Below are 18,175 nucleotides of genomic sequence, written 5' to 3' on the forward strand. Positions count from 1 at the left end.
CGCCGCCCTGCACGGCCGTGTCCGGGGCAGGAACGCACGGCTGGTCCTGACCCTGACCTCGGCGACCCTGCGGATCGAGGTCACCGACGCCCGGGGCGAACGCCTCCCCGCGCCGCCCCAGGACGCCGAGGCTTCCGACGACGGCGAATCCGGCCGCGGCCTGCTCCTCGTCACCTCGCTCGCGGACGCCTGGGGCTGCGAGCCGTACCCGCCGGGAGGCAAGACGGTGTGGGCGGAGTGCAGCGGTCCCGGAACCACGTCAGTGTCTCGGTGAGCAGCTCCCGGTTGCGGTCCTTCTCCAGCAGGGACAGCCGGATGTTGGGTCGCAACTCCAGCTTGCCCTCCGGGATGTCGACGTCGTCCAGAGCGTTGAGACGCGCGAGGAACTCGGCGCGCAGCGCGCGGTCGGTGAACGGCTCCCGCGCCGCGAGGTATTGGAACACCACCTCCGCCACGCCGCCGCGCCCGGTCCCGGGGTAGAGCGTCATCGGCCAGATGCCGCGGCCGGGGCCGCCCGTCTCGCCGAGCATGAGGTAGGCGCTGGTGATGACGTGCCCCGCGCCGTGGCCGGTCCAGCCGCCGAGTCCTTCCCAGTGGGCGAAGAGCGCGCGCACCGCTTCGACCGTATCGGGGGAGTCGTCCGCGGTGAGCTGGCGGAAGAACCGTTCGGCGCGGGTCTCCTCGCCCGGTGTTTCCGCGGTCGCCTCCTGAGCGGTGTCCTCACCTTCGGCCCGATCGTCGTCGGTACCGGCGAGCAGCGCGGCGAGGTCGTCGGCGGTGAGCCGCTGGGCCGGGTCGGCGGACCCGGTGGCCGTGAAGCGGACGCCGTCGGCGGTCAGCAGGGCGCGGGCGTCGTCGCTTCCGGTGTCCTGGGGCGCCGCCCAGCGGAAGCCGTCGGAGACCTTGCCCTCGGAGGTGAGAACCCGGTAGGCGTGGGCCACACCCGGGGTGTTGGCCAGATGGTTTCCCACGGCCTGGGCACCGGAACCGAGGAAGGCGGCCAGGTCGCCGTACGCGGTCCAGGTGCCGTGGGGGAGGGCGGCGAGGACCTGGTGGGCAAGCTGCCAGTCACGGCCGCGTTCCGCACGGCCCACCCCGCGCAGCGGGGCCGGCCACAGGGCGATCGCGTGGTCGGCGAGTTCGTCGGCGCGGGCCAGGATCTCGCGTGTGCCCCAGCGCTCGGTGGCGGCGATGCGACGGTTCATTTCCAGATGGCTGCCGTGCAGCAGATCCTGTTTGCGCTCGAAGGGGTGATTGGACAGCTCCGAGTTGACCGCGGTGAGTGTCAGGTTGCCCAGGGTGTGCTGGAACCGGGCGTGCAGTTCCTCCGCGGTCTCGTCGTCGCCCACCTCCTCTCCCAGCGCGCGCAGCCACGCGTCGCCGGGTGACTGCGGCATCACGTGCTCGACGGTGAGCTGAGCGGCGGCGAAGTCGACCGGTTCGGGATGCCCATAACTCTCCTCCAGCCGTTGCAGTACCAGCTTGCGCTGCTGCGGCCGACCGTACTGGTAGAACGGGGCCTTCCTGATCTTGTCGCGCAGTTCGGCGTCGTCGGGCCAGAAGCGGTTCTCGGAGGAGAGGAGCCGGTGCAGGCCCTCGGTGACGGGTACGTCGAGCGGAAGCTGACCGGGCACGGCCTGGAAGATGCGGTTGAGGTTGTTGGTCGGGACCCGGCAGATCATCCGGCGAACGAGGAAGCTCTCGATGTACGCCATGGCCCGGGCGGTCTCGGAGGAGTCCAGCTCCCCGCGCTCGCGCCGGTCGAGCAGCAGCATCAGGGCGGGGTACGTGACGGCCGCCTGCCATGCGTCAAGGCGGCGGAGCGCGGCCCGGACCTCGGAATCGGGTTCCTCATCGGGGTGCAGCAGCCGGCGGAAGAGGGCGCTGTGGCGGTGCAGTTCCCTGATGTACGCCTCGATCTCCGCCTCGCCCGTCTTCGGGCCTTCGAAGCGCTTCTGCTGGGCGGCGTACAGGTCCTGGCGGCGGACCCGGTCGTCCCCGTCGAGTACGAGGTGCAGCCACATGAGCTGTTCCAGCTCGTCGTTGCTCAGACTGTCCTGCAGGGGGAGCCAGTAGGTCTCGTAGACGTGCTCCCCGCGCGTGTTCAGCCGCATGAAAAGGTAGTTGCGCAGCAGGTCGGCCTGGCTCAGCTTGAGGCCGGTGTTGTTGAGCGACTCGAAGATGCGGTGCACGTTGTCGCCGCGCTCGGCGGTCACCGCCACCAGCGTGAGCCGTGAGGTGATCGCCTGCTCGATGCGGAACACGTCCTGCGGGGCCGCCGGGTCGTCCGCTTCGACGAGCTTCTTGCGGAAGAAGGTGTAGGCGGTGGCGACACCGCTCCCGGCGGCCTGCTCGGCGAGGGGGCCGCGGACGTGGGCGGCGAACTGCGGCCGGTCCGCCTGGGTCGGCAGCAGGCGGAGGCGATCGTGTCCGCTCTTCCGCTTGTTGATCAGGTATTCCTCGTCGATGCGCTCTGCCTCGTCCGGCTCGGCGTCCGCGACGTGATCGCGGATGGCAGCCAGTGCCAGGGAGAGCGTGGTCAGCCGTTGCTGGCCGTCGACGACGAGCCAGCGGGGGAAGGTCGCCTCGTTCTGTGGCGAGGGTGCGAGCACGACGGAACCGAGGAAGTGCGTGCTGGCTTTCTCCTCCTCGGAGTCAAGCAGATCGGCTTGCTCAAGGATATCGACCCACAGCTGCTTGAGGTGTTTCTCGGTCCAGGAATACGTCCGTTGGTAGAGAGGCACTTGGAACTGCTGGGCCCGGCCCTGCACGAGATCGGCGAACAACGTCTCCTTGGCCTGCATACGGCCCCCCTCGGTCCTCGGTCGTCGGTCGCCGATTACATCAGGCCGGACCGGCTCGTGTACGGGAAAGCCGCATGGCGTGCGGAATCACCGGTAATCCGGTCAGTGAGGTGCTGACGTGCCTTGCTCCGCCGCGCGGCCGGGCGGGCAGCACGGACACCTGGCGGCAGATGACCGCGCATGTGAATGGTTGTACGCTGCGACGGACGCCCTTGACCTGCAAGAGCAGGCAGGGAGCAGACAAATCGGGAGTCTCGCCATGCTGCGCACCATGTTCAAGTCCAAGATCCACCGCGCCACCGTCACCCAGGCCGACCTCCACTACGTCGGCTCGGTGACCATCGACGCCGATCTGCTGGACGCCGCCGATCTGCTGCCCGGTGAGCTGGTGCACATCGTGGACATCACCAACGGGGCCCGGCTGGAGACGTATGTCATCGAGGGGGAGCGGGGGTCCGGCGTCATCGGGATCAACGGGGCCGCGGCTCACCTCGTGCACCCCGGCGATCTCGTGATCCTCATCAGCTACGCGCAGGTCACCGACGCCGAGGCGCGGTCGCTGGTGCCGCGGGTCGTGCACGTGGACGGCGACAACCGTATCGTCGCCCTGGGCGCCGACGCGTCCGAGCCGGTACCCGGGTCGGACCAGGAGCGGAGCCCTCGGGCCGTGGCTGTCTGACGTACTGATGATCCGGGGCGAGGAGTGTGGCCGTGAGTGACATCGAGATCCGTGACGACCGGGCGGCGGGCCTGCTCCAGGCCGTGGCCGGCGGCGAGGGCGTCGGGCGCATCGAGTACTTCGTACTGGACGCCCCCGAGCGCGCCCTCGTCCCCGTGCACACCGTCGTCGAGCCCGCCCACGAGGGCAAGGGCATCGCCGGTTCGCTGGCGCGTGAGCTGTACGGCACGGCCCGGCGCGAGGGCGTCTCCGTCGCCCCGCTGTGCTCGTACGTCGTCAAGTGGGCCGAGCGGCACCCGGACGAGGCGCCCGCGGCCGACCCCGAGCTGCTGCGCGCCGCCAGGGAGTGGCTCGTGGCGCACCCCGGGCGGTTCTGAGCAGCCGGGGAGCCGGGGGAGGAAAGGGGCCTCGTTCCTGCCCGCGCCCCGAGGTCATCCGGGGGCGACTGGGGAGGCGGGTGCCGGGTAGGCGGGGGGCAAGTCCAGACCCGACGTCGACCGACTGGCCGGAGGGCAGCGCCATGACGAACCCGAACCCGGACCCCGTTCCGCCAGGACCCACGCCGGGGCCGGCTCCCGGACCGGACCCGGAGCCCCCGCAGCCGCGTCCGGACCCGGCGACACCCCCGGTGCCCGGGCCGGAACCGACTCCGCCACCGCCGGGACCCGGCCCGCAGCCGACGCCCCAGCCCCCGGGGCCCGGCCCGCAGCCCACGCCGCCGCCTCCCGGCCCGCCCGAGCCCTCGCCGATTCCGCCGGGGCCCGAGCCGGTACCCAGCCCGGAACCGGGGCCGCCGCTCACCTGAGCAAGGGCAAGAAGCGCGCCATGGCGCAGACGGGGTCGGCGGGCGGGCCGCACACGTGCCGCCCGTCCGCCGACCCGCCGTCTCCGTTTACGCCGTTACGCCGTTACGCCGTGACCTCGGACCTGTCCCCGCCCCACAGCGTGTGGAACGTGCCGTCGCGGTCCGTCCTGCGGTACGTGTGCGCGCCGAAGTAGTCCCGCTGCCCCTGCGTCAGCGCGGCCGGGAGCCGCTCGGCGCGCAGGGCGTCGTAGTAGGCCAGGGCGGCGGCGAAGCCCGGCGTCGGTACGCCCTGCCTGGTCGCGGCGATCAGGACCTCGCGCCAGTCGTCCTGCGCGGCGGCGATCTCCTGCGCGAACGTCTCGTCCGACAGCAGGCTCGGCAGGTCCGGCCGCGCGTCGTACGCGGCGCGGATGCGGTCCAGGAAGGCCGCCCGGATGATGCAGCCGCCGCGCCAGATGGCCGAGACCGCGCCGAGGTCGATGTCCCAGCCGTACTCCTCGCTGCCGGCCGCGACCTCGTGGAAGCCCTGCGTGTACGACACGATCTTCGACGCGTACAGCGCCTGCTCGACGCGGTCGGCGAAGGCGGCCGCCTCCGACTCGCCGAGCGGCGACGCCGTCGGGCCCACCAGGCCGCGCGAGGCGTCACGCAGCGCCGCGTGACCGGACAGGGAGCGCGCGAAGACCGCCTCCGCGATGCCCGACACCGGTACGCCGAGGTCCAGCGCGATCTGCACCGTCCAGCGACCGGTGCCCTTCTGCTCCGCCTGGTCGACCACCACGTCGACGAACGGCTTGCCCGTCTCCGCGTCGACGTGGGACAGCACCTCCGCCGTGATCTCGATCAGGTACGAGTCCAGGCGGCCGGTGTTCCACGTGCGGAAGATGTCCGCGATCTGCGCGGGCGTGTACCCGGCGACGTCGCGCAGCAGCTGGTACGCCTCGCCGATCAGCTGCATGTCGGCGTACTCGATGCCGTTGTGCACCATCTTCACGAAGTGCCCCGCGCCGTCGGCGCCCACGTGCGTCACGCAGGGCGCCCCGTCCGCCGCCTTCGCCGAGATCTTCTCCAGCATCGGGCCGAGCGACGCGTACGACTCCTTCGAGCCGCCCGGCATGATGCTCGGGCCGTTCAGCGCGCCCTCCTCGCCGCCCGAGATGCCGGTGCCCACGAAATGGATGCCCTGCTCGCGCAGTTCGCGCTCCCGGCGCCGGGTGTCCGCGAAGTGCGCGTTGCCACCGTCGATGATCATGTCGCCCGGCTCCAGGAGCGGGGCGAACTCCCGGATCACCGCGTCGGTCGGGTCGCCGGCCTTCACCATGATCACCAGGCGCCGCGGCCGCTCCAGCGCCGCCACGAACTCCTTGGCGGTCTCGGTCGCGACGAAGTCGCCCTCGCCGCCGAACTCCTCCACCAGCGCGTGGGTACGCGACGCCGTCCTGTTGTGCACCGCGACCGTGTAGCCGTTGCGGGCGAAGTTCCGGGCGAGGTTGCGGCCCATGACCGCGAGACCCGTGACGCCGATCTGCGCTGTAGTGCTCATTGCGTTGGCTCCCAGTGAACTTGTGATGTCGTTGCGTTGTGATGCCGTGACGTTGCGATCTTGGTGGCTTGGTGTCTTGGTGCGGTCGTTCCTGCCCAGTATCGCCGGTTCCGCCCCGTGACCATCCTGACGTGTCGGTACGCCGGTCGCACTTCGCCGCGGCACGTACGGAAGTACGCGGGGGAGGGGGCCGGTGCCTCAGTGTTCCGGCGCCGTGTTCGGCCAACGGTCAACCCGCCCGGGTCACTTGGCGCGCTCGGAGGGCCGCGTGCTCCTTGGTGTGCCTACGGCTCCCGGTGGCCGGTGCCGTACCGGGCGAGCATCGTCTCCACGGCCTCGTCGACGGCGTAACCCGTCTGCTGTGCGGCGGGGTTCCAGTCGGTGAGCAGCATCCGGGGCCACAGGACGAAGTTGGCGATCATGCCGAGGAACTGGTTGGCGGCACTCTCCGCATCGGGTACGCGGGCGGTGCCGGCCTCGTGCTCGGCCTCCAGATAGAGCCGCACGGAGTCGAAGTAAGGCAGCTTGCCCAGCCGGAACTGCACCCTGCCCAGCTCGGGCAGGCGCGGCAGCTCGGCGATCACGATCCTGAACAGGGCCGTCATGCCGGGCCGGCCCATCAGCTCGGCATACTGGCGGCCGATGGCCACCAGCCCCGCACGCAGGTCGCCCGCCGGGGGCCGGGCCGGCGCCTGGCCGGACCTCTGCTGCCAGGACTCGGTCACGATCGCCTCGAAGAGAGCCGCCTTGGTCGGGAACTGCTTGAACAGCGTCGACTTCGACACCCCGGCCGCCTCTGCGATCCGGGCCAGTGACGTCCCGCTGTACCCGCGCTCCAGGAACAGCGCGGTGGCGGACGAGGTGATCGCTTCCCGCTTCTGCTGAGCCAGCCGCCGGTGGTGGTCGGAGAGTCCTTCTGCCATGGGGCCAGTATGCCTCCACGGCGAGGCGAGTCACTTGACTCGCCTCTAGGGCGGCCCTACGGTGAAGGAGGCGAGTCGGTCGACTCGCATCCTGCGTCGTGGCAATGGGCCCGGCGGTCTCTTCCCCTTTTCTCGCCCGAGGAGCAGTTCCATGGACAGCAAGAAGATCGCGCTGGTGACCGGTGCCAACCGGGGGCTGGGCCGCAGTACGGCGGTGGCGCTGGCGCAGCGCGGGGCCAGAGTGATCGTCACCCACCGGAGCGACGAGGCGGGGGCGCAGGAGACGGTTGAGGCGGTGCGGGCGGCCGGGTCCGCCGCTCTCGCGCTGCGTCTGGACATCAGCGACGTCGGTTCGTTCCTCCCCTTCGCGGCAGAGCTGGGCGAGCATCTGCGGCTCTGGGACGCCACGCGGCTCGACGTCCTGGTCAACAACGCCGGGGTGGGGATCTTCAGCCCCCTGGAGCAGGTCGGCGTCGCGGACTTCGACGCGATGATGGATACCAACGTGCGCGGGACGTTCTTCCTCATCCAGGCCCTGCTGCCACTGCTCGCCGACCCCGCCGGCGTCATCAACGTCTCCAGTTCCCTGACCCGCCACACCAGCCCCGCCACCGCCGTCTACTCGGCGTCCAAGGCCGCCGTCGAGGCACTCAGCCGCACCCTTGCCCTGGAGCTGGGTCCGCGCGGCATCCGGGTCAACTCCGTCGCCCCGGGGCCGACCGCCACCGACTTCAACGGCGGCGCCATGCGCGACGACGCCGGCATGCGGGCGGGGCTGGCGGCGCAGACCGCGCTGGGCCGCGTCGGCGAACCCGCCGAGATAGGCGACGCCATCGCCACCCTCGCCTCCGACAGCCTGCGGTGGGTCACCGCCCAGCGCCTCGAAGTCTCCGGCGGCGCCCTGCTCTAGTGGGGCAGGGGCAATTCCCCGGCCTTCGGCCGGATGCCCTCTTGTCGGGGCCTGTTCGCGGCCCTTATTTTTGCTCCTCCTGACGCAATGTCGAGGGGGACCTCCATGGCCGTACGCGGCCGGCACCGCCGGTACCAGCCGAACAGGATCAACCGCGCCTCACTGACCGTCACCGCCGGCGGCGCGGGACTGGCCCTCCCACTCGTCGGCACCGGCACGGCCCACGCGGCCGACGTGGAGACCTGGGACAAGGTCGCTGCCTGCGAGTCGACCAACGACTGGGACATCAACACCGGCAACGGCTACTACGGCGGGTTGCAGTTCACCCAGTCCACCTGGGAGGCGTTCGGCGGCACCCGGTACGCGCCGCGCGCCGACCTCGCCACCAAGGACCAGCAGATCGCCGTCGCCGAGAAGGTGCTCGACGGACAGGGCCCGGGCGCCTGGCCCGCCTGCTCGCAGCGGGCCGGACTGACCCGGGGCGGCGACACGCCGGACCTCCGGCCGGCCGGGGGAGCGGAGTCCCCGACGTCGGCGAAGTCCGAGGGCAAGACCGTGAAGAAGCCCGCCGCCAAGACGGAGTCCGTCAAGGACGTCCAGCCCCAGACCACGCCGCAGTCCCGGGCCGGCAAGGCGCGGATGTACACGGTGGTCACCGGCGACACCCTCTCCGGCATCGCCGACACCCACCAGGTCGGCGGCGGCTGGCAGCGCCTGTACGAGGCCAACCGCGGCGCGATCGGCGCCGACCCCGACCTGATACTGCCGGGACAGCGACTGGCACTGCGGGGCGAGGGCAGGACCACGACGTCCGGCGCCAAGCCGCAGCCCGAGCAGAAGAAGCAGCAGGAGAAGAAGCCGGAGAAGAAACAGCAGAAGAAACAGCAGAAGCAGCAGGAGACCAAGGAGAAGGCGCCGAAGAAGTCCTCGGAGGAGAAGGCCACCATCGGGGTCGTCGCCCCCGTCAGCGGCTCCATCGGCACGCCGTACCACCAGTCGGGGTCGTCCTGGTCGAAGGGCTACCACACCGGCGTCGACTTCCCCGTGCCCACCGGCACCTCGGTGAAGTCGGTCGCGGCCGGGCGGGTCGTCAGCGCGGGCTGGGGCGGTTCGTACGGGTACCAGGTGGTCGTCCGGCACGGCGACGGCCGGTACTCGCAGTACGCGCACCTCTCGGCGATCTCCGTCAAGGACGGCCAGTCCGTGGGCGTCGGCCAGCGCATCGGCCGCTCCGGCTCCACCGGCAACGTCACGGGCCCGCATCTGCACTTCGAGGTGCGGACGGGGCCCGGCTTCGGCTCGGACGTCGACCCGCTGGCGTACCTGCGGGCGGGCGGCGTCAAGATCTGATGCGGACCCCGCGTCGGCCGAACGCCGGCGGCGGTACGAACGGGCCGCTGTAGAAGGGACCGAAGGAGGGCGGCGGGTAATCTCCCTCCGCCGGTCCCGGTCCCGGTGCCGGTACCAGGGCGTCGAACGTCTCCTCCGCCGCGGGGGCGTCCGCGGCGGAGGCGGGCACGAGGACCTTCCCGGTCAGCCGCGCCGACTGCTCGTCGCGCCGCTCACGCTCCTCGTCCGCGGCCCGCTTCCGGGACCGGGCCTGTGCGGCGGGCGCCGGGACCGTGCCGCTGCCCGCCACCGCGGGGACTGTGCCGCTGCCCGCCACAGCCGGGACCGTCCCGCTCCCCGCCGCCGCCGAAACCAGCGCCGCCCTCTCGACCTCGACACGGGCCGCGGCGGCAGCCACGGCGACCGGTGCTCCACCCGCCGGTACTTCCTTCACCGGAGCCGGGTCCGCCGGGTCCGCCGGGGCGCCGTCGGCGGGCGTGGCGTCGGACGCCGCCTCGCCCGCCGACTCCCGCGCGATCCGCTCCGTCGTCAGCAGGATCAGGCCGCCCGCCGCCACCACACCGCAGCTGAGCGCGAGCGCCGTGCCGGTCGTGCCGTAGCGGAAGGTCTCGCCGAACATCGTGATGCCGACCACCGCGGCCACCACCGGGTTCACGACCGTCAGTGTGGCCAGCGGGGCCGCGAGACCGGCGCCGCGGTAGGAGGCCTGCGACAGCACCATGCCGGCCGTGGCCAGCACGCCGATCACCGCCAGGGACGGCAGATCGGTGGCGGACACCCCGCCCGTCCAGTCGACCGCGACCGTCTTGGTGAAGACGGAGGACATGCCGAAGGCGATGCCGGACGCGGTCGCCAGCAGGATGCTGCGGACCGCGGGGTGCCGGTGCGCCGCCCGGCCCGCGATCATCAGCGCGACGACCACTCCGCCGGTGACGAGCGCGGCCCCGACCCGCTGCGCCGTGTTCAGGGACTGCGCGTCGGACGCGCCGACCAGGGACAGCAGGCCGGCGAGACCGACCGTCGCCATCAACGCGCCCCGCCAGGCCGTCGCACCGGCCCGGCGGCCGACGAACAGCGCCGCCATGGGCAGCGCGAAGACGATGGTGAGCGCTCCCAGCGGCTGCACCAGGCTCAGCGGTCCGAGAGCGAGGGCGACGACGTGCAGCAGGCCGCCGAGGCCGTTGAGCGCGACCGCCGCCCACCAGGCGGGGCGGCGCAGCGGAGCGTACTGGGCGACCGGGGACGAGACCGCGACCTGCTCCTGCACGATCGCTCCGCCCGCGTACGCCACGGCGGAGACCAGCGACAGCAGCACGGACAACGCGAGGGCGCTCATCGGCTGCTCCTCTGCGTGAGGCGGGGGCACTGGGCCCGGCGCGGCGAACGGTCGTCATCCATGGACAACACGATGCCGCCTCAGGGTCTTCCCGTCGTCGTCCCTGAGCATTCATTGGGTCCTACTACCGATGGAGTACGAAGGTGCCGCAGTCCTCCCCAGGGTGGGCGACTTGCGGCCACACTCCCCGGCCAACCTTCGGACCCGGCCCCCTACGGGCCCTGACCATCCCGGTCCTCTACGCGCCCTGATCACCCCGGTCCCCCTACCGGCCCTGATAGTACTGCTGCCCGTGGACCTCGACCCCGCCCTCGCCGCCCTCCGCCCGCTCGGCGCCTTCTCCGTCCTGCACGTCTCGCGGCCCGCACCTGCACGGCCGACCGCCGCCCCTCTCGCGCACGCCTACACGCCGGTGTACGAGGACCCGGCCCCCGACGTTCACCCCGACCCGCTCGGCTTCCGCGTCCGCAAGGTCGCCACGGCGCTCGGGACCACCGAGCACCGGGTCGCCGCCTCCGTGGCCCACCAGGGACTCGCGGCCCGCCTCTGGTCGGTGGCCCTGGCCTGCGCCGTCCTCTACGGGCACATCCCCGACCTGGATCCGGGTCGGCTGCACTGGGACCCCGACGCGACCGCCCCGGACGACCTGTGGCTCACCGGGGTCCACGCCCGGCCGTCGGACGCCGGCACGCTCGCGGACGCCGTGCTCACCACCCACCTCGCCCCCCTCACCGACGCCGTGCACGCCCGATGGGGTGTGGCGGACGGGTTGCTGCGGGGCAACGCGGCCTCCGCCCTGGCCGGTGCCGGCCGGGAACTGGGCCGCTGGGCCCGCCGCCACGGCCGTACCGGGACCGCCGACCGCGCCCGGTCGCTCACCGCGGCCCTGCTCGCCCACCCCCTGCTCGCCGGGACCGGAACGCTCACCGGCACGTCCTTCCGGCGCCGCAGCTGCTGCCTGTACTACCGGGTGCCGGGCGGCGGTGTCTGCGGCGACTGCTGCTTCCGACGCCCACCGGGACAGAACTGACCCGGCGGATCTCCGTCCTAGCCCGGATCGGACCGGTCTCGTGCTCGCCGGATCGAACCGGTCTCCGTGCTCGCCTGCATCGGACCGGTTTCGTGCTCCGGATCGAACCGGCCGGGAGCGTCCCAGCCCGCCACAATTGGACCGAACTCCCCGCCCCTCCCGCCCTCCACGCCCCCCGCGCTCTTCCCCAGGCGCCCCGTGTGGGTGACCATGAGGGGACCGGCCGCGAAGACGGGAGGTTCCGGGTGCGTGTGGGACTGCTGACCCGGGAGTACCCGCCCGACGTCTACGGCGGCGCCGGGGTCCACGTCGAGTTCCTCGCCCGCGAACTCGCCCGCCTCGTCCACCTGGACGTGCACTCCTGGGGCGAGGGACGCAGCGGGGGCGTGCTGCGCCACCGGCCCTGGTCCGCGCTGGACGGCGCCAACGACGCGCTGCGCACCCTCTCCGTGGACCTCGCCATGACCGCCGCCCTCGAAGGCCGCGAGCTGGTCCACTCCCACACCTGGTACGCCAACCTCGGCGGCCACCTCGCCAAGCTCCTGTACGGCGTCCCGCACGTGATGACCGCCCACTCCCTGGAGCCCCTGCGCCCCTGGAAGGCCGAGCAACTCGGCGGCGGCTACGCGCTGTCGAGCTGGGCCGAGCGCACCGCCGCGGAGTCCGCCGACGCGGTGATCGCCGTGTCCGGCGCCATGCGCGAGGACATCCTCGGCTGCTACCCGGCCCTCGACCCCGCCAGGGTGCACGTCGTGCACAACGGCATCGACACGGCCCTGTACCGGCCCGACCCGGGCACCGACGCGCTGGACCGGATCGGCCTGGACCGCTCCCGCCCCTACGTCCTGTTCGTCGGGCGCATCACCCGGCAGAAGGGCGTGCCCCACCTGCTGCGCGCGGCGCGGGGCATCGACCCGGCCGCGCAGGTCGTCCTCTGCGCGGGCGCCCCGGACACCCCCGCCGTCGACGGGGAGTTCCGCGAGCTCTACGCGGAGCTGAGCCGGGCCCGGGAGGGCGTGCACTGGATACCCCGCATGCTCCCGCGCTCCGAGGTGATCCAACTGCTGACCCATGCCGCCGTGTTCGTCTGCCCCTCCGTGTACGAGCCCCTCGGCATCGTCAACCTGGAGGCGATGGCCTGCGGTACCCCGGTCGTGGCCTCCCGGGTGGGCGGCATCCCCGAGGTCGTGACGGACGGCGAGACGGGGCTGCTCGTCACCAGGACCGGCGGTGCGGACGGGGAAGCCGGGACCGACGGCACCCGGGACGAGGACTTCGAGGCCGGGCTGGCGCGCGCTCTGGACGCCGTACTCGGCGACCCGCCGGCCGCCCGGCGGATGGGCGAGGCGGGGCGCGTGCGCGCGGTGGAGGAGTTCGGCTGGGACGCCGTCGCCCGCCGCACGGTCCGGCTCTACGAGGAGATCCTCAAGCAGGCGTAGGCCGCCCGCTCCGGGGCAGTCGAGAGTGAACCAGGGTGAGGGGAGCGGCCATGCGTCGTGGAGGTCCTTCGGTACTCGGCATCGTGCTGGCGGGTGGAGAGGGCAAGCGCCTGATGCCCCTGACCGCGGACCGCGCCAAACCCGCGGTCACCTTCGGCGGTACCTACCGCCTGGTCGACTTCGTCCTGTCCAACCTGGTCAACGGCGACATCCTGCGGATCTGCGTGCTGACCCAGTACAAGTCGCACTCCCTGGACCGGCACATCACCACCACGTGGCGGATGTCGAGCCTGCTCGGCAACTACGTCACCCCGGTCCCCGCCCAACAGCGCCTCGGCCCGCGCTGGTTCCTGGGCAGCGCCGACGCGATCCTGCAGTCCCTCAACCTCGTCCACGACGAACAGCCCGAGTACGTCGCGGTCTTCGGCGCCGACCACGTGTACCGGATGGACCCGCGGCAGATGCTCACCCAGCACATCGAGTCCGGCGCGGGCGTGACCGTGGCCGGGATACGCGTCCCGCGCGCCGAGTCCCCGTCGTTCGGCGTGATCACGCCGGGTTCCGACGGGCAGAGCGTCAGCCGCTTCCTGGAGAAGCCCGCCGACCCACCCGGCCTCGCCGACGACCCCGCATGCGTCTTCGCCTCGATGGGCAACTACGTCTTCACCACCAAGGCCCTGATCGAGGCCCTGCAGCGGGACGCCGAGGACGAGAACTCCGTGCACGACATGGGCGGTTCGATCCTGCCCCAGCTCACCGAGCGGGGCGAGGCCGCGCTGTACGACTTCAGCGACAACCACGTGCCGGGGGAGACGACGCGGGACCAGGGCTACTGGCGGGACGTGGGCACGCTCGACGCCTACTACGACGCCCACATGGACCTGATCGCCGAGCGGCCCGCCTTCAACCTCTACAACCGCGACTGGCCGGTCTACACCCACTCGACCCAGCTCTCGCCGGCCCGGTTCAACGCGGGCGGCATCGCCAGCGAGTCCATCGTCAGCGCGGGCTGCCTGATCCGGGGCCAGGTCACGCGGTCGGTACTCTCGCCGGGCGTGCGGGTGGACCCGGGCGCGGTGGTGCAGGGCTCGGTGCTGCACGACAACGTGCGCGTCGGCCGGGGCGCCGTGGTGCGCGGGGCGGTGCTGGACAAGAACGTGGAGGTGCCGCCCGGCGCGACGATCGGCGTCAACCCGGAGCGGGACGCCGAGTTGTGCACCGTCTCCAAGGGCGGCGTGATCGCGCTGGGCAAGGGACAGCGGGTTCCGTAGGGCGCAGCGTGCCGTAGCGGACATCGGGTGCCGTAGGGGACAGCGGGTGCCGCAGGCGCGGAGCGGGGGCCGCCGCCGGCGTGCGACGTCCGCGGTCCCCTCATGTCGCCTTGTCATGTCCCTGGACGCCGTGCCGGGTTCCGTGCTGTCATTCCTCTGCGCGTCCGCCGGCATGTCGGAATTCGGTGGAGACAACGTTGTCAGCGTCCAGCTTCCGGAGGTCACCGCACATGAGAGCCCCCCGGCGTCTGCGGCTGTGCGTGGCCGGGGTGGTGGCAGCGTCCGCGCTGCTCACCGCCCCGGCGGCGCAGGCCGTCCCGACGACCGACCAGCACCTGACCGACCTCGTGAACCCCTTCATCGGGACGGAGAACGAGGGCAACACCTACCCCGGCGCCGCCGTGCCCTTCGGCATGGTGCAGTTCTCGCCGGACACCGGGCACAGCACCGGCTACGACCACTCCGACACCCACATCCGCGGCTTCTCCCTGGTCCACCTCTCCGGCGTCGGCTGCGGACTCGGCGGCGACCTGCCGGTCCTGCCCACCACCGGCGACGTCACCGAGACCGACTACACCAAGTACGCCGCCCCCTTCAGCCACGACGACGAGGAGGCGAGCCCCGGCTACTACCGGGTGGGCCTCGGCTCGGGCGTCGACGCGGAACTGACCGCCACCGAACGCACCGGGGTGCAGCGCTACACGTTCCCGTCCACCGACAAGGCCAACGTCCTGCTCAACGCCGGCCAGTCGCTGCACAAGAACGTCTCGACGAAGGTGGAGGTGCTGGACAGCCGCACCGTGCGCACCGCGATCACCGGCAGCGGCTTCTGCCAGGACACGAAGCCGTACACCGTCTACACGGTCACCCGCTTCGACCGCCCCTTCGCCTCCTACGGCACCTGGGACGACGGCACGGTCACCGCCGGCGCGAAGAGCGGCGGCGACGGCGCCTACGTCCGCTTCGACACCACCGAGGACCGCACCGTCGAGGCCACCACCGCCCTGTCTTACGTGGACGCGCACGGCGCCGCGCGCAACCTCCGCGCGGAGGGCGGGCACTCCTTCGACTCCGTACGGCGCGGTGCCGAGCGCACCTGGGAGAAGCGGCTGGACGACGTCAAGGTCCGGGGCGGCGACGACACCCTGCGCCGCACCTTCTACTCGTCCCTGTACCGGTCCTTCCTCGCGCCCAACGTCGGCAGCGACGTCGACGGCCGCTACACCGGCTGGGACCAGAAGGTGCACCGGGCCAAGGGCTTCACGTACTACCAGAACTGGTCCCTGTGGGACACCTACCGCACCCAGTCCCAGCTCCTCGCCCTGCTCGCGCCCCGCGAGGCCCGGGACATGGCCGTCTCCGTCATCAAGATCGACGAGGAGAGCGGCTGGCTGCCCAAGTGGGGCTACGGCACCGTCGAGACCAACATCATGACGGGCGACCCGGTGACCCCCTTCCTCACCAACGCCTACCAGCAGGGCCTGCTGCACGGCTGGGAGGAGCGGGCCTACCGGGCCCTGAAGAAGAACGCCGACGGCGTCCCGCCCACCGACTCGCCGGCCGTCGGCCGGGAGGCCAACCGGGAGTACCTCGCCGACGGCTTCGCGCCGTACGTCAAGGGCCGCCCGCACGCCAAGCCCGGCGACTCCGACTACGACCACGGCGCCTCCGCCACCCTGGAGTACGCCCTGTCCGACGCCATGCTCTCCCGCATGGCCCGCGACCTCGGCCACGACCGGGACGCGAAGCGCTACGCCGAGCGCGCCCAGAGCTACCGCAACGTCTTCGACGCCTCGACCGGCTTCTTCCGCGCCCGCGACGCCGAGGGCGCCTTCACCGGGCCGGCCGACCCGGCGCAGAGCGAGGGCTTCCACGAGGGCACGTCCTGGCAGTACCAGTGGATGGTGCCGCAGGACCTGCCCGGCATGATCGACCTCATCGGCGGTACCGACGCGGCGAACGAGCGGCTCGACTCCTTCTTCGCCTACGACCAACTCCTCGCGGACCCGGCGAAGACCGCCCGCGAGGTGTGGGTGAACGGGCCGTACGACTACTACAACGCCGACAAGTACAACCCGCAGAACGAGCCCGACCTCATCGCGCCGTACACCTACCTGTCGACCGGGCAGCCCTGGAAGACGACCGACGTGGTGCACGCGGCGCTCACCCTGTTCACGGACACGCCGACCGGCATGACCGGCAACGACGACCTCGGGACCATGTCCGCCTGGAACGTGCTGTCCTCGATCGGGATCTTCCCGATCCAGCCCGGCTACGACACCTGGGGCCTGTCCACCCCGGTCTTCGACCGCGTCGACCTCGCCCTCGACCGCCGCTACTACCCGCGCGGCGCCCTGACGATCACCGCGCCCGGCACCTCGGACACCGACCGGTACGTCCAGTCGGCCCGCACCGACGGTGCGGAGTACGCCAGGACCTGGCTGACGACGGACGCCCTGCGCTCCGTGCGGTCGCTCGCGTTCACGGTCGGCCCGCAGCCGTCCGGGTGGGGAACCTCGGCGGAGGCGGTGCCGCCGCCGCTGACATGAGCTGATGTGAACACAGACGGCCCATGAGGCACGGCAGTCCCGCCCCTGTCCGCAGGGACGGGACTTTTACCTTATGTTAACTGTGCGTAGCGAGATCGTCCTTGACCGTAATTGTCGGAGGGCGTTTGACTGCTGGTCCATCCGTCGTCCAAGCGAGGCAGCACCTTGACTCCTCCCGATCCGCTCGCTCCCCTCGATCTGGCGTTCTGGAACATCGAGTCCCCCGACCACCCCATGCACCTCGGCGCCCTCGGCGTCTTCGAGGCCGCCTCGGCCACCGCGGGCGCCCACGCCGCGGACCTGCTCGCGGCCCGCGCCCCCGCGGTGCCGGGGCTGCGGATGCGGATCCGGGACACCTGGCAGCCGGGGCCGGGGCTGTGGGGCCCTCTGTCGTTCGGCGGCGCGACCCGCGAGCCCGCCCCCCGCTTCGATCCGCTGGACCATGTGCGGCTGCACGCCCCGGCCGCGGACTTCCACGCCCGCGCCGGGCGCCTCATGGAACGTCCGCTGGAGCGCGACCGGCCGCCGTGGGAGGCGCATGTGCTGCCGGGCGCGGACGACGGCCGTTTCGCGGTGCTGTTCAAGTTCCACCACGCCCTGGCCGACGGACTGCGCGCCCTGACCCTCGCCGCCGGAATCCTCGACCCGCTGGACCTCCCCGCACCCCGGCCCCGCCCCGCCGAGCCCGCGCGCCGGCTCCTGCCCGATGTGCGCACGCTGCCCGGCAGGCTGCGCGACACGCTGTCGGACGTGGGCCGGGCCCTGGACATCGGCGCCGCCGCGGCCCTGTCCACCCTCGACGTGCGCTCCTCGCCCGCGCTGACCGCCGAGTCCTCCGGCACCCGCCGGATCGCGGGCGTCGCCGTCGACCTCGACGACGTGCACCACGTCCGCAAGACCACCGGCGGCACCGTCAACGACGTACTGATCGCGGTCGTCGCGGGCGCCCTGCGCCGCTGGCTGGACGAGCGCGGCGACGGCAGCGAGGGCGTCGCGCCCCGCGCGCTGATTCCCGTGTCCACACGCCGCCCGCGCACCGCCACCCCCCGGGGCAACCGGCTCTCCGGGTACCTGACGCAGTTGCCGGTCGGCGATCCCGACCCGCTGTCCCGCCTCGGCACGGTCCGCGCCGCCATGGACCGCAACAAGGACGCCGGTCCCGGCCGCGGCGCCGGAGCCGTCGCCCTGCTCGCCGACCACGTCCCGGCGCTCGGCCACCGGCTCGGCGGCCCGCTGGTCTCGGGAGCCGCCCGGCTCTGGTTCGACCTCCTCGTCACCAGCGTGCCCCTGCCCAGCCTCGGACTGCGGCTCGGCGGGCATCCGCTCACCGAGGTCTACCCGCTCGCGCCGCTGGCCCGCGGCCACTCGCTGGCGGTCGCCGTCTCGACGTACCGCGGACAGGTCCACTACGGCCTGGTCGCCGACGCGCAGGCGGTGCCGGACCTCGATCTCCTCGCCCGGGCGCTGGCCGCGGAGGTGGAGACCTTGCTCACGGCCTGCCGTCCCTGACCCCGGCGGGTTTGGATCCGCGCGCCG

At 72.3% G+C, this 18,175-nt stretch carries 14 protein-coding genes; 10 read left to right on the forward strand and 4 right to left on the reverse strand.

Annotated elements, in window-relative coordinates; genetic code table 11:
• On the forward strand, positions 1 to 274 hold a 274-nt coding region (locus IG94_RS43570; protein ID WP_031038336.1), incomplete at its 5' end, for an ATP-binding protein.
• Here IG94_RS43570 and IG94_RS0119775 read toward each other — a convergent pair.
• Complete coding sequence (locus IG94_RS0119775) at positions 171 to 2,804, reverse strand: GmrSD restriction endonuclease domain-containing protein (RefSeq protein WP_078892359.1); 2,634 nt, start codon at positions 2,802 to 2,804, stop codon at positions 171 to 173. The genes IG94_RS43570 and IG94_RS0119775 overlap by 104 nt on opposite strands.
• Before the next feature lie 259 nt (positions 2,805 to 3,063).
• Here IG94_RS0119775 and panD point away from each other — a divergent pair, with 259 nt between their 5' ends.
• Positions 3,064 to 3,483, forward strand: coding sequence for an aspartate 1-decarboxylase (gene panD, locus IG94_RS0119780; RefSeq protein WP_031038342.1), 420 nt, complete (start codon positions 3,064 to 3,066; stop codon positions 3,481 to 3,483).
• Between the two features lie 32 nt (positions 3,484 to 3,515).
• Positions 3,516 to 3,860, forward strand: a complete 345-nt coding sequence (locus tag IG94_RS0119785) for a GNAT family N-acetyltransferase (RefSeq protein ID WP_031038345.1) — start codon at positions 3,516 to 3,518, stop codon at positions 3,858 to 3,860.
• Between the two features lie 531 nt (positions 3,861 to 4,391).
• Here IG94_RS0119785 and gndA read toward each other — a convergent pair.
• Both gndA and IG94_RS0119795 read right to left on the reverse strand, forming a co-directional pair.
• Positions 4,392 to 5,831: an NADP-dependent phosphogluconate dehydrogenase gene (gndA, locus tag IG94_RS0119790; protein WP_031038348.1), complete on the reverse strand. Its 1,440-nt coding sequence runs from the start codon at positions 5,829 to 5,831 to the stop codon at positions 4,392 to 4,394.
• Positions 5,832 to 6,115: 284 nt separating this feature from the next.
• Complete coding sequence (locus IG94_RS0119795) at positions 6,116 to 6,754, reverse strand: TetR/AcrR family transcriptional regulator (RefSeq protein ID WP_031038353.1); 639 nt, start codon at positions 6,752 to 6,754, stop codon at positions 6,116 to 6,118.
• Positions 6,755 to 6,905: 151 nt separating this feature from the next.
• Here IG94_RS0119795 and IG94_RS0119800 point away from each other — a divergent pair, with 151 nt between their 5' ends.
• Together IG94_RS0119800 and IG94_RS0119805 are read left to right on the forward strand one after the other, a co-directional pair.
• Positions 6,906 to 7,664 carry an SDR family NAD(P)-dependent oxidoreductase gene (locus IG94_RS0119800; protein ID WP_031038354.1) on the forward strand — a complete coding sequence of 253 codons (759 nt, stop codon included), beginning with the start codon at positions 6,906 to 6,908 and terminating at the stop codon, positions 7,662 to 7,664.
• A 105-nt stretch (positions 7,665 to 7,769) separates the two neighbouring features.
• A complete protein-coding gene (locus IG94_RS0119805; RefSeq protein WP_031038358.1) occupies positions 7,770 to 9,014 on the forward strand; it encodes a transglycosylase family protein in 1,245 nt (414 codons plus the stop codon).
• On the opposite strand, the gene IG94_RS0119810 is transcribed toward IG94_RS0119805, so the two are convergent.
• Entirely contained in the window at positions 9,004 to 10,350 is a 1,347-nt protein-coding gene (locus IG94_RS0119810; RefSeq protein ID WP_031038361.1) for a DMT family transporter, read from the reverse strand. The genes IG94_RS0119805 and IG94_RS0119810 overlap by 11 nt on opposite strands.
• Before the next feature lie 292 nt (positions 10,351 to 10,642).
• Between IG94_RS0119810 and IG94_RS0119815 the strand changes: the two genes are divergently transcribed.
• The 5 genes from IG94_RS0119815 to IG94_RS0119835 all read left to right on the forward strand — a co-directional run bounded on the left by IG94_RS0119815 (position 10,643) and on the right by IG94_RS0119835 (position 18,148).
• Positions 10,643 to 11,380 (forward strand): (2Fe-2S)-binding protein, encoded by a 738-nt coding sequence (locus tag IG94_RS0119815; RefSeq protein ID WP_031038363.1) that lies wholly within the window; start codon positions 10,643 to 10,645, stop codon positions 11,378 to 11,380.
• Between the two features lie 245 nt (positions 11,381 to 11,625).
• Positions 11,626 to 12,819 carry a glycogen synthase gene (gene glgA, locus IG94_RS0119820; protein WP_031038366.1) on the forward strand — a complete coding sequence of 398 codons (1,194 nt, stop codon included), beginning with the start codon at positions 11,626 to 11,628 and terminating at the stop codon, positions 12,817 to 12,819.
• A 50-nt stretch (positions 12,820 to 12,869) separates the two neighbouring features.
• The gene (gene glgC, locus IG94_RS0119825; protein WP_031038370.1) at positions 12,870 to 14,090 is read left to right on the forward strand and encodes a glucose-1-phosphate adenylyltransferase; all 1,221 of its coding nucleotides are present in this window, start codon (positions 12,870 to 12,872) and stop codon (positions 14,088 to 14,090) included.
• A gap of 230 nt (positions 14,091 to 14,320) precedes the next feature.
• Complete coding sequence (locus tag IG94_RS0119830; protein ID WP_031038373.1) at positions 14,321 to 16,639, forward strand: GH92 family glycosyl hydrolase; 2,319 nt, start codon at positions 14,321 to 14,323, stop codon at positions 16,637 to 16,639.
• 165 nt (positions 16,640 to 16,804) lie between these two features.
• Positions 16,805 to 18,148, forward strand: coding sequence for a wax ester/triacylglycerol synthase family O-acyltransferase (locus IG94_RS0119835; RefSeq protein ID WP_031038378.1), 1,344 nt, complete (start codon positions 16,805 to 16,807; stop codon positions 18,146 to 18,148).
• Positions 18,149 to 18,175 lie beyond the last annotated feature (27 nt).

Origin of the sequence: Streptomyces olivaceus, assembly GCF_000721235.1 — a bacterium.
Classification (GTDB): Bacteria; Actinomycetota; Actinomycetes; order Streptomycetales; family Streptomycetaceae; genus Streptomyces; species Streptomyces olivaceus.